Origin of the sequence: Streptomyces sp. T12, assembly GCF_028736035.1 — a bacterium.
Classification (GTDB): domain Bacteria; phylum Actinomycetota; class Actinomycetes; order Streptomycetales; family Streptomycetaceae; genus Streptomyces.
Genome location: NZ_CP117866.1, coordinates 6,524,912 through 6,540,660 on the forward strand (window position 1 = coordinate 6,524,912; position 15,749 = coordinate 6,540,660).

Below are 15,749 nucleotides of genomic sequence, written 5' to 3' on the forward strand. Positions count from 1 at the left end.
GTTCCCGAAAGCGACAACCATCACAGTGCGGTCTCCTTGGCACCCCCGCGGTTCCCGTCCCCTCCGCCGGTCCCTAATCTGACCCTGTCAAGAGCATTGCGGGGCAACGTGAATCAGATGCAGGGCCAGCTCGTTTCCGGGCGCTACCGGCTCGCCGACGCGATCGGCAGCGGCGGTATGGGCCGTGTCTGGCGTGCCCATGACGAGGTGCTGCACCGGGCCGTCGCGATCAAGGAGCTGACCGCAGCGCTCTACGTCTCCGAGAGCGACCTGGAGCGGCTGCTCGTACGCACGCGCGCCGAGGCCCGTGCCGCCGCCCGCATCAACCACTCCGCCGTCGTCACCGTGCACGACGTGCTGGAGCACGACGGCCGGCCGTGGATCGTGATGGAGCTGGTCGAGGGGTACTCGCTGGCCGACGCGGTCAAGGAGAGCGGACGCGTCGAGCCGACCGAGGCCGCCCGTATCGGCCTGTGGGTCCTGCGGGCGCTGCGCGCCGCGCACACCGCCGGAGTCCTGCACCGCGACGTCAAGCCCGGCAACGTCCTGATCTCCGAGGACGGCCGCGTCCTGCTGACCGACTTCGGCATCGCCCAGATCGAGGGCGACACCACCATCACCCGCACCGGAGAGGTCGTCGGCTCGGTCGACTACCTCGCCCCCGAGCGCATCCGCGGCCACGACCCGGGCGCCTCCTCCGACTTGTGGGCCCTCGGCGCGACGCTGTACACGGCAGTGGAGGGACGCTCACCGTTCCGCCGTACCTCGCCGCTGGGCACCATGCAGGCGGTCGTCGACGAGGAGCCCGCCCAGCCGCAGCACGCCGGCCCGCTCGGGCCCGTGATCTCCGCGCTGCTGCGCAAGGATCCGGCCACCCGGCCCGACGCGGCCGAGGCCGAGCAGATGCTGGCCGAGGCGGCGGAGGGGCGGCGGCCCAGCACGGCGCAGGCATACGTCCCGACGCAGTACACCCAGTACGAGCCGGAAGGGCGCACGGGGGGCGCACACGGCGGGGCGGCGGCGGGGACCGGCACGCCGTATCCCCCGATGACCGGCCGGACTCCGACGGGCACGCCGTATCCGCCGATGACCGGCCAGACCCCGACCGGAACGCCGTACCCGCCGATGAGCGGTCCGGCGGCGAGCGGCTCGCTGTACGACATCGCGGGCACCGGCGCCGCGCCCGCCGGGCCGCCCCGGCGGCGCCGTCGGCTGCGTTCGCTCGCCCTCGTCGTCGTGCTCGCCGCGATCATCGGCGGGGGCACCGCGGTGGTGCTGCAGCGGTGGGGGCCGCAGAGCGATGACGGCACGTCCGGCTCGACCAGGCCCTCGCCGAGCGCCTCGGCGACGGACGACCAGAGGCCCGAGGGTGGCGTGCCCGCCTCCTGGGAGCGGGTCGTCGACCCCCTGGGGTTCAGCCTGTACCTGCCCAAGGGCTGGGACCGGAAGGTGGTCGGCAAGGAGGTCGACGGCCTGCAGCAGATCGACTACACGCCCGACGGCGGCGAGCACTTCGTCCGTATCGCCGTCGACACCTCGCCGGACTTCGCGAATGCCTACGACCACCAGAGCGACCTGGAGCAGCAGGTGAGGCGGCGGCTGGTCGCGTACGAGACGGTGTACCTGAAGAAGAACCTCTACCGCGACCGCGAGGGCTCCCTGTGGGAGTACACCTGGACCGCGCAGGCCAAGGACACAGCCTTCCCCGGGCCGCGCCGCGCCATCGACCAGGCGTACATCGACCGGGACGGCACGGAGTACGCGATCTACATGTCCTCGCCGGAGACGGACTGGGCGGCCACGCGCAAGCAGTTCACGGCGGTGCTGAAGGGCTGGCAGCCGGGCGGCTCCTGAGGCTCTTTGCCGTGTTGCGGAGGCTTTGCGGCTTTGCATAGTTGGCTGATCGGCGCCCCGGAGTCGATCCGTCCGGTGCGGCATGATGGGGCGCATGGGGACCGAGGGCTCCAACTTCCGTGTGATCGCGGGGCGTTACCGCATCGAGGCGAAGCTCGGTCGCGGCGGCATGGGCGTCGTATGGCGGGCGACCGACCAACTGCTCGGACGTCAGGTGGCCGTCAAGGAGCTCCCCCTCGACGAGACGCTCTCCGCGGCCGAGGCCCGGCGGCAGCGCGAGCGCACACTGCGCGAGGCCCAGGCGGTGGCGCAGTTGAGCCACCCGCACGTCATCGTCGTGCATGACATCCTGGAGGACGACGAACGCCCGTACATCGTCATGGAGTTGATCGACGGCGACTCCCTCGCCGACCGCATCGCCGCGCACGGACCCGTCGACGCGTACGAGGCCGCCCGGATCGGCGTCGACCTACTGAGCGCGCTGAGCACGGCCCATGCCGCCGGGGTCCTGCACCGTGACATCACGCCGGCCAACGTGCTCATCGAGGACGGCACCGATCGGGTCGTGCTCACCGACTTCGGCATCGCCCAGGTGCCGGGCACTTCCACGCTCACCGAGTCCGGGTCCTTCGTCGGCTCGCCGGAGTACACCGCGCCCGAGCGGATGTCCGGGGCCAGGACCGGTCCCGCGGCCGACCTGTGGTCGGTGGGTGCGCTGCTGTGTGCGGCGCTGAGCGGCGAATCACCGTTCCGGCGCGACTCGTTGAGCGGCATCGTGCTCGCCGTGGTGTCCGACGAGATACGTCCGCCCGCGCAGGCGGGGCCGATCCTGCCCGTCGTACAGGGGCTGCTGGAGCGGGATCCGGCGCTGCGGCTGGACGCGGCGGGGGCGGAGCGGATGCTGCGGGAGTTTCTGGAGACGGGGCTCGCGCCGCTGCCTGTGCCGAAACGGTTCGGCAGCGCGGAGCGCCGGTACTCCACGCGCAGCATGCTGGCCACCGCGATGCTGGTCGCCGCGATGGCGGTGGCGGGGGTGTCGGCGGCGGCGCTGCTGGCGAACGGGGGCGGGGAAGGGGGTGTGGTGCCGACCAGTTCGGTGCCCGAGGACTCGGTGAGGCCGTCCGGTACGGCAGGTTCGTCCGGTACAGCAGGTTCGTCCGGTGGGGTCAATGTGTCTCCCTCGCCGAGTACGTCTCCCTCGCCGAGTACGTCTCTCGCGCCCAGTACGTCTTCCCCGCGGCCCAGTACGTCTTCCTCGTCGAATACGTCTCCCTCACCGGGCACTCCGACTCTTTCGCCCACCAACTCCGAATAAAGGGGAGATAAGTGGCGACCTGAGTCACGGCTCTGTGACTGGAAAGCATTCCCGCTGGATGCCGAAGCGCTTGCCGCGATATTGATGGAACCATGAGCAACAACGGGGGAGTCCCTTACCGGTCCGACGAGCCGACGAGTTTCGAACTGCAACCGCCGCAGCCGAACCCGCCCGGACCTGTTCCCCACCCCGACAACCCGTACGCGGCGCCCACTCGGGCCGTACCGCAACAGTCGGTACCGCAAAAGTCCGTGCCCGGTCGGCCTGCCGCGCCCGGCGACCGGACCACCGCCCCGGACCCCGGCACCGGCCGGCTGATCGCGGGCCGATACCGGCTGCTCGCCAAGCTCGGGCACGGAGGCATGGGCACGGTCTGGCGGGCCAAGGACGAGACGGTGGACCGCGAGGTCGCCGTCAAGGAGCCCCGCATACCGGATCACCTTCCCGAGCGCGAACGCGCGAACGCCTTCGAACGGATGCGCCGCGAGGCACGCGCCGCAGCCCGGCTCGATCATCCGGCGGTCGTGAACGTGCATGACGTCGCCGTCGTGGACGGCCAGCCCTGGATCGTGATGGAGCTGGTGCAGGGCCGTTCGCTGGGCGACGCGCTGCAGGAGGGCACACTCGGCGCCCGGGATGCGGCGAGAATCGGCCTCGAAGTGCTCGGCGCGCTGGAGGCCGCGCACGCGGCGGGCATCCTGCACCGCGACGTCAAGCCGGACAACGTCCTTCTCGGCCGCCATGACCGCGTCGTCCTCACCGACTTCGGCATCGCCCAGATCGAGGGCGAGACCAACCTCACCGACACCGGCGGCTTCGTCGGCTCGCCCGAGTACATCGCGCCCGAGCGGGTGCTGGGTCAGCGGCCGGGACCGGCGAGCGACCTGTGGTCCCTGGGTGTCGTCCTGTACGCGGCGTCGGAGGGTGTCTCGCCGTTCCGCCGCAGCAACACCCCGGCGACCCTCCAGTCGGTCCTCAACGCCACGCCCGCGCCGCCCGCCTCGGCCCAGGGCCCGCTCGCCGAGGCCATCAACGGCCTGCTCCAGAAGGACCCGGCGCACCGCCCGAACGCCGCGCAGACGCGCGCGCTGCTGGAACAGACCGCCAACCCGCCGGCGCCGGCCGCCACGCAGGTCGTGCGGATCCCCGGGGACGTCGAGGGCGTCAAGGGGGGCGTCCGGCTGGGGCGCAAGGCGTTGCTCGGGCTCGGTGCGGCGGTCGTCGCGGCCGCGGTGGCGGCGTATCTGGTGATCGCCGACCCGTTCGCGGGGCCGTTGCCGGACCACTGGAAGATCCGCGAGGAGAAGGCCCTCGCCGCCTCGCTGGCGGTGCCCGACGGCTACAAGCGGGGCGTGCCCGAGGACGCGGACGACGGCCACTGGGTGACGTACACCGACGAGAGCGGCGCCATCGTGATCGGCCTGAAGCTCGATAAGAAGGCCGAGGACACGGGCAGCGACATCGCCGGTTCCGCGGCCGCCGAGATGTACGACGACGACGGCGACTTCAAGCAGACCGGCGACTACGACGTCAGCATGCCGGCGAACCCGAAGACGGCGCCCGACGAGACCACGTACCAGGGCCGTAAGTCCGCCGAGAACACCGTCATCTACACCACCACCGACACCCAGAACCCCCGCCCCCGCGAGCTGCGGATCTTCTACTACAAGACCTCCGCCGGCGACATGTACAAGCTCACCATCGGCTACCCGGGCAAGGGCGACTTCACGGGCCGGGGACGTGAAGTGGCGCAGACGGCCATCGACAACGTGGAGATCGACAAGCTCTGAACTGGCCAAGGGTCGGCCTCGCAAGGTAGTCATGGGACATGAGCAACGACGGGGGCGGCACCGGCCACAAGGAGCGTGTGATCGGCGGGCGTTACCGGCTGGTCGAGCGCATCGGCTCCGGCGGGATGGGCACCGTCTGGCGAGCGCTCGACGAACTGGTGGAGCGCGAAGTCGCCGTCAAGCAGCCGAGGTTGCCCGGCGACCCCGAGGACGCCGCCCATCAGCGCGCCGCCCACCGGCTCTACCGTGAGGCCCGCGCTGCCGCCCGCGTCGACCACCCGGCCGCCGTCGCCATCCACGACGTCGTCGTCGAGGACGGACTGCCCTGGATCGTCATGGAGTTGATCCGCGGCGAGTCCCTGCACGAGGCCCTCCAGCGCGGCCCGGTGGACGCGGCCGAGGCCGCCCGTATCGGCGTCGCCGTCCTCGGCGCCCTGCGCGCCGCGCACGCCGTCGGCATCGTCCACCGGGACGTCAAGCCCGCCAACGTCCTGCTCGGCCCTGCCCCACTGTCGCATTCGCTCAAGCGCGGGCACCCCCGTCGCCGCGTCGTCCTCACCGACTTCGGCATCGCCCACATCCAGGGCGAGGAATCCCTCACCGTCAGCGGCGAGTTCATCGGCTCCCTGGAGTTCATCGCCCCCGAGCGGATGTCCGGCCGCGGCGCCGCCGGGCCCGCCTCCGACCTGTGGTCGCTGGGTGTGCTCCTGTACGCCGCCGTGGAGGGCTGGTCGCCGTTCCGCCGTACGACCCTGGAGTCCACGCTCGCCGCGATCCTCGCCGCCGATCCGCCCGAGCCGAAGCAGGCGGGGCCGCTGGGGTCGCTGATCGTACGGCTGCTGGCGAAGGATCCCGAGGCACGGCCCGGCGCTGAGGAGGCCGGGGCGGTGTTGGAGGCGGTGGCGGAGGGCTGGCCGGTGCCGGTTCCCGCCGGGGGTTCGGCAGCGGCGGGGCCACAGGATGTTTCGGGGCTGCGGGAGTTCGCGGAGGACTCGGGGACGGTACGGCTGGGAGGTGCGGCGGCGTCCGAACCGGCCGGTGACCCGGATCCCGAGCCACCGGCCAAGGCGACGCCGGAGCCGATAGCCGAGCCGACTTCCAGATCGGCCGCCGGGTCGCCCGCTGAGACATCCGACCTCACCTCTGCGACTCCGGACCACAAGGGCCGCTTCCTCCTCCGCCCGATTCCCGTCGCGCTGCTGGGCGTCCTCCTCGTCGGCGGTACCTGGTTCGCCACCTCCTCCTTCCTCGTCGACAAGGGCGACGACCTCAAGGAGATGAACCCCGTCTACACCTCGGCCCCCCTGGCCCCGAGCACCACCACCCCCAGCCCCACTCCCACCGTCGGCACCTGGATCGCGCACCGGGAGAAGGACATGGACGCCGTCCTCTTCCTCCCGACCGAGTACAAGGAGTCCGCGCGGGAGGGCGGTGCCACCGACCAGCCCCGGCTCGTCGTCTACGACATCGGCCTCGTCCAGGTCCGCCTCACCCAGTGGGACAAGGCGCCCCGCCCGTTGCTGGACCAGGCGCAGGACGCGCAGGAAACGTGGGACAGCTACAACCACGACGCGAGCGGCCATTCCACACGCACGACCTTCAAGGGCTACGACGCCGTCCTCGTCGACACCACCTACGACAAGGAGGAGTCCCCGACCCGCGTCATGCAGCTGATCGTGGTCACCGGCGACGACCGCATGTACGAGCTGCGCGTCGACATGCCCAAGGGCACGCCCTCGGAGAAGAAGGGCACCGCGGTCTTCAAGGGCGCCCGTGACCGACTCGAGATCGAGTGACTCGGCACTGGCTCGGCACTGACTCGGCAACGCCCTGATCAGCGCGTTTGTTGCCAGTGGACACTGGCGTCGTGTGAGCACTCGGTGAATCCGCGTTACCGACGGGTACACAAAGCCTCCGCTCCGGCATACCCTGCGGCTCATGACGGACGCGCAGGCCCCGGCCAAGACCGGCACAAACCCTCTCGCCCCCGCTCCGGAGGGCGCCCGTACCGCCGCCGACGTGGTCACCCCCGAGCTGGTGGCCCAGCTCACCAAGGGCGTGGTCGGCTCCGGTCGTACCGCCAACCACACGCCGTTCACCGGCGAGAAGCTGGCCGACCTGCCCGAATCCACACCGGAGGACGTGCAGAAGGCCTTCGAGGCGGCCCGCACGGCCCAGGCCGTCTGGGCCCAGGTCCCCGTGCGGCAGCGTGCCGCCGTCCTGCTCCGCTTCCACGACCTGGTGCTCGAACGCCAGGCCGAGGTCCTCGACCTCATCCAGCTGGAGACCGGCAAGGCCCGTCTGCACGCCCACGAGGAAGTGCAGGCCGTAGCCGTCGCGGCCCGCCATTACGGCCGTAAGGCACCCGCCTACCTCAAGCCGAAGCGGCACGCGGGCGCCATGCCCACGCTCACGAAGGTCACCGAACTGCGCCACCCGCGCGGCGTCATCGGTCAGATAGCCCCCTGGAACTACCCCCTGGAGCTGTCCGTCGGCGACGCGCTGCCGGCCTTCGTCGCGGGCAACGCGGTCGTCATGAAGCCGGACACGGAGACCTGCCTCACCGCCCTGTGGGCCCGTGACCTGCTCATCGAGGCCGGTCTGCCCGCCGACGTCTTCCAGGTCGTCCTCGGCGAGGGCCCGGTCGTCGGCCCCGAGGTCGTCAGGCACGCCGACTACGTCTCGTTCACCGGCTCCACCCGCACCGGCCGCCAGGTCGCCCAGGGTGCCGCCGCCCGCCTGGTCGGCGTCTCCCTCGAACTCGGCGGCAAGAACGCCATGCTGGTCCTGGAGGACGCGGACGTCGAGAAGGCCGCCGCGGGCGCCGTCCGCGCCTGCTTCTCCTCCGCGGGCCAACTCTGCATCTCCATCGAGCGGCTGTACGTCCACGAGTCCGTCGCGGACACCTTCGTCGAGCGCTTCGCCGCCCGCACCAAGGCGATGCGGCTGGGCAAGTCCCTCGCGTACGGCGCGGACATGGGCTCCCTGGTCGGCGAGCGGCAGCTGGAGACGGTCACCCGGCATGTGGAGGAGGCCGTCGCCAAGGGCGCGAAGCTCGTCGCCGGCGGTACGGCCCGCCCCGACATCGGCCCGTACTTCTTCGAGCCGACGATCCTCGACGACGTCGAGCCGGAGATGACCGTCTGCACCGAGGAGACCTTCGGCCCGGTCGTCTCCATCTACCGCTTCAAGACCGAGGACGAGGCGATCGAGCACGCCAACTCCACGCCGTACGGCCTCAACTCCTCCGTCTGGACGAAGGACGGCAGCCGCGGCCGCGCGGTCGCCGCCCGCCTGCGCACCGGCACGGTGAACGTCAACGAGGGCTACGCCCCCGCCTACGGCAGCGTCCAGTCGCCCATGGGCGGCATGAAGGACTCCGGCCTCGGCCGCCGCCACGGCTCCGAGGGCATCCTCAAGTACACGGAGGCCCAGACGGTCGCCCAGCAGCGGCTGCTGCCGATGGCGCCGTCGCTGGGGATGGACGACGAGAAGTACGCGCAGTTCATGAGCCGGAGCCTGAGGTTGATGAAGGCGTTCCGCTTCCGCTAGTCAGCACCACCCGTTCTCAACGAGGAGAGCACGTGTCACAGGAGAAGTCTGTCCAGACCGGGGACGAGGACGGGTACGACTACGACGTCATCGTCGTCGGGTCGGGGTTCGGCGGTTCCGTCACGGCGCTCCGCCTGACCGAGAAGGGCTACCGCGTCGGCGTACTGGAGGCGGGCCGCCGCTGGACCCGCGAGTCCCTCCCGAAGAACTCCTGGGACCTCAGGAACTACCTCTGGGCCCCCAAGCTCGGCATGTACGGCATCCAGCGCATCCACCTGCTGGGCAACGTCATGGTGCTGGCGGGAGCGGGCGTCGGCGGCGGCTCCCTCAACTACGCCAACACCCTCTACGTACCGCCGAAGGCCTTCTTCGACGACCCCCAGTGGCGTGGCATCACCGACTGGCAGGAGGAGCTGAAGCCGTACTACGACCAGGCCCAGCGCATGCTCGGCGTACGGCTCAACCCGACGATGACCCCCTCCGACGTCCACCTGAAGGCGGCCGCCGAGAAGATGGGCGTCGGCGACAGCTTCCACATGGCGCCGGTCGGCGTCTTCTTCGGCGACGGCAAGGACGCCGAGGGGGCGGCGCGGGCCACGCCGGGGCAGGAGGTGTCCGACCCGTACTTCGGCGGGGCGGGCCCGGCGCGCAAGGCGTGCACGGAGTGCGGCGAGTGCATGACCGGCTGCCGCCACGGCGCGAAGAACACCCTCAACGAGAACTACCTCTACCTGGCCGAGAAGGCGGGCGCGGTCGTCCACCCCCTGACGACGGTCGTCTCCGTCACGGACGACTCACAGGGCGGCTACGCGGTGGCGACGCTGCCGACCGACCGCGGGAAGAAGGGCGAGGCCAGGCTGTTCAAGGCCCGCCGGGTGGTGATCGCGGCGGGTACGTACGGCACCCAGACCCTGCTGCACGGCATGAAGGCGGGCGGTCAACTGCCCTACCTGTCCTCCAAGCTGGGCGAGCTGACCCGCACCAACTCGGAGGCACTGGTCGGCGCGCAGACCGACAACCGGCGCTACCGCAAGGTGACGGGCGAGCCGAAGGTCGACTTCACGCGCGGAGTCGCCATCACGTCGTCCATCCACCCGGACGCCAACACCCACATCGAGCCGGTCCGCTACGGCAAGGGCTCCAACTCGATGGGCGGCCTGTCGATCCTGCAGGTCCCGTACGCGGAGGGCTCCTCGCGTGTCGCCGCCTGGGTCCGCAATGCCGCCCGGCACCCGCTGCTGGTCCTGCGTTCCCTCTCCAACCGCCGCTGGTCGGAGCGGACCATCATCGGCCTGGTGATGCAGTCGCTGGACAACTCGCTGACGACGTACCTGAAGCCGGACGGCGTGGGCAAGGGCCTGCTGACGGCCCGCCAGGGCCACGGTGCCCCCAACCCCAAGCAGATCAAGGCGGCTTCGGAGGCTGCGTCGTCGATCGCCGCCGACATCAACGGCTTCGCCGGCTCCAACGTCGGCGAGCTGATGGGCACCCCGCTCACCGCCCACTTCCTCGGCGGCTGCCCGATCGGCGACTCACCCGAAACCGGCGTGATCGACCCCTACCACCGCCTGTACGGCCACCCCGGCATCTCGGTCGTGGACGGGGCGGCGGTCTCTGCCAACCTCGGCGTGAACCCGTCCCTGACGATCACCGCACAGGCCGAGCGGGCGATGTCGTACTGGCCCAACAAGGGCGAGGCCGACCCGCGCCCGGCGCAGGGGGCGGCATACGAACGCCTGAAGCCGGTCGAGCCGCAGTCACCGGCGGTCCCGGCGGAGGCGTTCGGGGCGTTGCGGTTGCCGTTCCTGGGGATGCCGGCGGTGCCGCCTAAGAAGTAGGCCACAGAAGTAGGCCACGCGGCCGAACGAACAACAGAGAAGGACCTGCACCCCCCTCCGAGCGCAGGTCCTTCTCTGTCTTGCGTAGAGCTTCAGGTGGAGCCTTGGTGAGACCTACGCCTCGACACCGCTCCGACGACGCCTCATCGCGAACACGACGCCGGCACCGGCGACGATCGCGACGCCACCGACGGTGGCGATGATCGGGAGGTTGGAGCTGGAGCCGGTCTCGGCGAGCGCACCGTCGACGTCGACCTCGTTGACGTCGGAGATCGGGGACTGGCCACCGGTCTGCGGCTTGGCGTCGCCCGGGTTACCCGGGTCGGAGCCGGCGGCGAGGATGTCGAAGAAGTAGATCCAGCCGTTCGGGTCGTCGGCGATCCAGCAGCCGTCCGCGTCCGAGTAGGTGGCGAAGCCGCCGGTGATGCCGATGGAGTCCGGCACCTTGCCGCTGACGCTCAGCCGCAGCTTGAACGAGGTGGACTGGCCGGCGTCGAGCGCGAACGCGGTGAAGGTCGCGCCCTCACCGGCGGCGTCCGCGAGGGTCTGCCAGCTGCCGGTCTCCTTGTTGAAGACCTGGACCTTGATCTGGCCGGAGTAGTCGACGTCGTCCCAGCCGAGCGCTGCGACGCCGATCAGCGGCTTGATGTTCTTGATGTCCTGGTCACCGGAGTTGGAGACGTCGAACGAGAAGTTGGTCCAGCCGCTGCCGGCGACGATCGTCTCGGGCAGGCCCGACAGACCGCTGTGCAGGTCCTCGCTGAGGCCGATGGCCTCCTCGTCCGCGTCCTCGCAGTAGTCGACCTCCTCGGGCGTGCTCTCGCTGGGGCTCGGCGACGGGGAGGCGGAGGTCGTGGGCTCCTCGGTGGGCGTCGGCTCGTCGGTGGCCGGCGTGCTCTCGTCCTCGGTGGGCGTCGGCTCTTCGGTGGCCGGCGTGCTCTCGTCCTCGGTGGGCGTCGGCTCGTCGGTGGCCGGCGTGGTCACTTCCTCGGTGGGCGTCGGCTGCTCGGGAGACGGCGTCGTCTCCGACGCCGTCGGCGACGCGGTGGTCTCGTCCGTGGCGAACGCGGCCGGCGCGGACAGCAGCGCGATCGGCGCTATGACAGCCGTCGTGGCTGCGGCGGCCAGGGCACGGCGAAGCTTCATGAAGACCTCGAAAGTCCGGAGTGCTGCGACCTCGCAACACGCGTATGGCAGGAAGGCTTCCGCGTGTGGGGCGCGGGTGTGGCCCTTGATACGCAGGGTTTGATCGGCGACGGCAGTGAATGGTTGTGCCCGCACTAACAGGTTTCTTATGTGTCCTGCGTCACATTCCGGGAGGCTCTGCTCGGCGGCCCGGAGCTGACGTACGCTCAGCCGGCCGACAACTCGCTGAGAGGAAGCGCACACCGCCGTGACCGACAAGCCGTCCGAAGGGCCCAGACCGGAATCCACGTCCGACCGTGACTCCGGTGGCTCGTCCATATCTGACGAGGCATGGGAGAAGTTCGTCCAGGACGCCGAGCGCGATCGCGCCTCCGCCCCGAAGGAGCCGTCGGCGCGGGCGCGGATGGTGACCGAACGGCTGCGCGCGCTGGACGAGGCGGAGGCCCGCAAGTCGCGTGCCGGACACCGCTGGGGGAGGAAGAAGACCCCCGCCGAGCCCTGGCAGCCCGAAGGGTGGCGCACCGGGCCCGCCTGGCAGGAGAGGAACGGCCGGGGCGCACGCCGACGGAAGGTCTGGAGCGCCCTCGGCGTGCTGCTCGCCGTCGCGGTGGCCGTGATCGCCCTCAAGCCCTCCGCCGCACTGTCCTTGCTGCCCGGCGGTTCGCAGGATGCGGCGGGGGCGTCCGCTCCGGCGTCGCCGCCGGCCCCGGAGACGAGCCGGCCGAGCGGCGCGCCCGCCGACGCTGCCGGTCTGCCGACGCGGAAGCGGCCCTTCACCGGCTCCCCGGCCGAACGCTGGGCCGCGGGTGCGGACGCCCTCGAGGTGCCGAAGGTGTCGAAGGCCGTCGGCGGAGTCCCCGCCGCGCGGATCACGAGGGCACTGGGGCTGACCAAGGATTTCCTCGTCGCCTCGAACCTCGACCGCGACGCGCTCTACGGCGCCGAACCGAAGAAGGCCCTGGCGCTCGTCGACCCGCTGCAGCAGGACTACCTGTCCGACCTGCGGTCCGCCCTGCGCCACCCCACGGCGAAGAACGACCCCACGTGGACCTTCACCCGCTTCGACCCCGACAAGGTCGAACTCGTGGGCACCGAGGTCAGGGTCCGCGGCCGTATGACCGTCGAACCCGGTGACAACGCCGGGCAGGCGCGGATCCGGGCCGACTACACCTTCGTGTATCCGCTGGCCAAGGCCGGCGGCGGAAACGAGGTCGCCCGCACGATCGTCCGCCGGGTCGTCGAGGTGGACGTCTCGGATCCCGCCAAATTCCAGGGAACCGAGGGGCGCATTTGGGTGTACGACCTCGACGGTGAGATCTCCAACGACAACTGCCGGGACGGTGACGGTCTCATCCAGCCGCTGTTCCAGGCCGATCTGTACGCCAGTCCCGGGCCCTCCGGCGAGGTGTTCGACCCGTACGACCGCAGCAGGGAACTGGAGCGGGCCGAGGGCGAGTGCGGCACCGTCTCGCGCACCTGACGACGCCGTAGCCCGGCAGACAGGCAGCCCGACGGACATGAGAAGGGCCCCGCAGGGCGGAGCCGCGGGGCCCTTCTTTCGTCAGCACCGACGTCAGGGCAGCGTCGGTGCCTGGGGAGCGGCGCCGGGGGGTTGCGCCGCTGGTCTGTGGTCCTGTGTGGTCCTTTGGTCCCGTCGGTCTCGACCCTGGCAGGACGAACAAAAATGCCGCTGTCCGAGACGGGACTTGGAGCTTTCTCGCATCGTGCTGGATGGGCGCGACCGCCGCAACCGCTCGACCCGGCCCTGTACTCCGTTCCGGCATTCCCGCCGGTCGGCCCCGGGCGTCCCCGGAGCCGACCGTTCTCTTGGGTGACCGGGCTGCTGTCCCCTGCCGTCCGGTCACTTACCTGGAGCGAGGTCCCACGGCGCACGGGTGATCCGTACGCCTCATCGCTCCAGCGAGCCACGCGTGGTTCTTTCGGGCCCGCCCCTGGCTGGCACGGACACCGGTACCAACGAAGGGGTCCGGAAGGCGTCACGCACCGGACGGGTGAGAGGGGGCCCGAACTCAGATGCGACCGCGACACAGTTCGAGGAGCGTCATGGCGAGCGCCGTGCCCGGCTTGCCCAGCGCCTCGCTGTAGTGGTTGAGGATCTCCATCTCGCGGGAGAGGTTCACACGCCGTCCGCCGGAGGTGATCCGCGCCTCCTGGATGACGGCCGAGACGGCCATCCGTTCCTGGATCAGGCCGATGATCCGGTCGTCGAGCGCGTCGATGCGTTCACGGGCGCCGGTGATCACGCCGGCGGCCTCGGCGGTGTGTGCGCCGCATCCGGCGTCAGCTGCTGGGGTCCGGGTCGCTGCGGAGGTGGTGGTCATCTCGGGGGCTCCTCGCTGGATGGGTGGGGCCGCCCCGGAGCGACAGGACCCGGAAACGCAAGACGCCCCGGAGCCTGTCGGCCCGGGGCGCCTGGGAAGTCGCTTGTCAGTTGCTCAAGCAGCACGACCATGGCAGCCGGCGGGCCGGGTGCCATAGGTAAAGAGGAAGGTCGGGTGCGTGAGCATGGGGTCAGTATGCCGTGGGGGAGAGCGGTGTCCAAGACGGTTCGCATCCTGAGACGGGCTTCGGCCCCGGGGGGCTCCCGCCGAGCCCGGTAGACTCGGCCTCACACACACCTCGCTCACCGCCGGAAGGCAACCCGTGTCATCAGCGAACCCCGCAGCCGCCCCCGACACCGTTCTGGTCGTCGACTTCGGTGCGCAGTACGCCCAGCTCATCGCCCGTCGCGTCCGCGAGGCCCGGGTCTACAGCGAGATCGTGCCGAGCACCATGCCGGTCGCCGAGATGCTCGCCAAGAACCCGGCGGCGATCATCCTCTCCGGCGGCCCCTCGTCCGTGTACGAGGAGGGCGCCCCCCGCCTCGACCGCGCGCTCTTCGAGGCCGGCGTCCCCGTCTTCGGCATGTGCTACGGCTTCCAGCTCATGGCGCAGAGCCTGGGCGGGACGGTCGACAACACCGGTGCGCGCGAGTACGGCCGTACGGATCTGCACGTGTCGAAGTCGTCCTCCACCCTCTTCGAGGGCACCCCGGCCGAGCAGCACGTGTGGATGTCGCACGGCGACGCCTGCTCCGCCGCCCCCGAGGGCTTCTCCGTGACGGCCTCCACGGACGTCGTCCCGGTCGCCGCCTTCGAGAACGACGAGGCGAAGCTGTACGGCGTCCAGTACCACCCCGAGGTCATGCACTCCACGCACGGCCAGCAGGTGCTGGAGCACTTCCTGTACCGCGGCGCGGGCCTGACCCCGAGCTGGACCACCGGCAACGTCATCGAGGAGCAGGTCGCGGCCATCCGCGAGCAGGTCGGCGACAAGCGCGCCATCTGCGGTCTGTCCGGCGGCGTGGACTCCGCGGTGGCGGCGGCCCTGGTCCAGAAGGCCATCGGCTCCCAGCTGACCTGCGTGTACGTCGACCACGGTCTGATGCGCAAGGGCGAGACCGAGCAGGTCGAGAAGGACTTCGTGGCCGCGACCGGCGTACAGCTGAAGGTCGTGGACGCGGAGGAGCGGTTCCTCAAGGCGCTCGCCGGGGTCAGCGACCCCGAGGAGAAGCGGAAGATCATCGGCCGCGAGTTCATCCGGGTCTTCGAGCAGGCCCAGGCCGAGATCATCGCGGACGAGGGCCCGGCCGTGGAGTTCCTCGTCCAGGGCACCCTGTACCCCGACGTGGTCGAGTCCGGTGGCGGCACCGGCACCGCGAACATCAAGTCCCACCACAACGTCGGCGGCCTGCCGGAAGACCTCGAATTCAAGCTGATCGAGCCGCTGCGCAAGCTGTTCAAGGACGAGGTCCGGATGGTCGGCCAGGAACTCGGCCTGCCGGACGAGATCGTCCAGCGCCAGCCGTTCCCGGGCCCCGGCCTCGGTATCCGTATCGTCGGCGAGGTCACCAAGGAGCGCCTGGACCTGCTGCGCGAGGCCGACGCCATCGCCCGCGAGGAGCTCACGGCGGCCGGCCTCGACCGGGACATCTGGCAGTGCCCGGTGGTCCTGCTCGCGGACGTCCGCAGCGTGGGTGTGCAGGGTGACGGGCGGACGTACGGCCACCCGATCGTGCTGCGGCCCGTCTCGTCCGAGGACGCCATGACCGCCGACTGGTCGCGGCTGCCGTACGACGTCCTGGCGCGGATCTCGACCCGGATCACCAACGAGGTCAATGACGTCAACCGTGTCGTCCTCGACGTGACCTCGAAGCCGCCGGGGACGATCGAGTGGGAGTAGGCCCCACGGGCG

General features: G+C 70.7%; 10 protein-coding genes. 8 read left to right on the forward strand and 2 right to left on the reverse strand.

Features of this window, described 5'->3' with window-relative positions; all coding sequences use genetic code 11:
• Nucleotides 1–117 precede the first annotated feature (117 nt).
• The 6 genes from PBV52_RS29600 to PBV52_RS29625 all read left to right on the forward strand — a co-directional run bounded on the left by PBV52_RS29600 (nt 118) and on the right by PBV52_RS29625 (nt 10,349).
• On the forward strand, nt 118–1,854 hold the full coding sequence (locus PBV52_RS29600; RefSeq protein WP_274242488.1) for a serine/threonine-protein kinase: 1,737 nt from the start codon (nt 118–120) through the stop codon (nt 1,852–1,854).
• A gap of 94 nt (nt 1,855–1,948) precedes the next feature.
• Nucleotides 1,949–3,169: a serine/threonine-protein kinase gene (locus PBV52_RS29605; protein ID WP_274242490.1), complete on the forward strand. Its 1,221-nt coding sequence runs from the start codon at nt 1,949–1,951 to the stop codon at nt 3,167–3,169.
• Nucleotides 3,170–3,261: 92 nt separating this feature from the next.
• Nucleotides 3,262–4,959, forward strand: coding sequence for a serine/threonine-protein kinase (locus PBV52_RS29610; protein WP_274242491.1), 1,698 nt, complete (start codon nt 3,262–3,264; stop codon nt 4,957–4,959).
• A 38-nt stretch (nt 4,960–4,997) separates the two neighbouring features.
• Nucleotides 4,998–6,755, forward strand: a complete 1,758-nt coding sequence (locus tag PBV52_RS29615; protein WP_274242493.1) for a serine/threonine-protein kinase — start codon at nt 4,998–5,000, stop codon at nt 6,753–6,755.
• Between the two features lie 142 nt (nt 6,756–6,897).
• Nucleotides 6,898–8,511, forward strand: a complete 1,614-nt coding sequence (locus tag PBV52_RS29620) for a succinic semialdehyde dehydrogenase (RefSeq protein WP_274242495.1) — start codon at nt 6,898–6,900, stop codon at nt 8,509–8,511.
• Between the two features lie 32 nt (nt 8,512–8,543).
• Nucleotides 8,544–10,349: a GMC family oxidoreductase N-terminal domain-containing protein gene (locus PBV52_RS29625; RefSeq protein ID WP_274242496.1), complete on the forward strand. Its 1,806-nt coding sequence runs from the start codon at nt 8,544–8,546 to the stop codon at nt 10,347–10,349.
• A gap of 114 nt (nt 10,350–10,463) precedes the next feature.
• Here the strand turns inward: PBV52_RS29625 and PBV52_RS29630 are convergent, their stop codons facing one another.
• A complete protein-coding gene (locus PBV52_RS29630; RefSeq protein ID WP_274242497.1) occupies nt 10,464–11,495 on the reverse strand; it encodes an LAETG motif-containing sortase-dependent surface protein in 1,032 nt (343 codons plus the stop codon).
• 247 nt (nt 11,496–11,742) lie between these two features.
• Between PBV52_RS29630 and PBV52_RS29635 the strand changes: the two genes are divergently transcribed.
• Complete coding sequence (locus PBV52_RS29635; protein ID WP_274242498.1) at nt 11,743–12,975, forward strand: hypothetical protein; 1,233 nt, start codon at nt 11,743–11,745, stop codon at nt 12,973–12,975.
• A 550-nt stretch (nt 12,976–13,525) separates the two neighbouring features.
• On the opposite strand, the gene PBV52_RS29640 is transcribed toward PBV52_RS29635, so the two are convergent.
• On the reverse strand, nt 13,526–13,837 hold the full coding sequence (locus PBV52_RS29640; protein WP_274242500.1) for a chorismate mutase: 312 nt from the start codon (nt 13,835–13,837) through the stop codon (nt 13,526–13,528).
• A gap of 322 nt (nt 13,838–14,159) precedes the next feature.
• Here PBV52_RS29640 and guaA point away from each other — a divergent pair, with 322 nt between their 5' ends.
• Nucleotides 14,160–15,737: a glutamine-hydrolyzing GMP synthase gene (gene guaA / locus PBV52_RS29645; protein WP_274242502.1), complete on the forward strand. Its 1,578-nt coding sequence runs from the start codon at nt 14,160–14,162 to the stop codon at nt 15,735–15,737.
• The last annotated feature ends 12 nt before the right edge of the window (nt 15,738–15,749 follow it).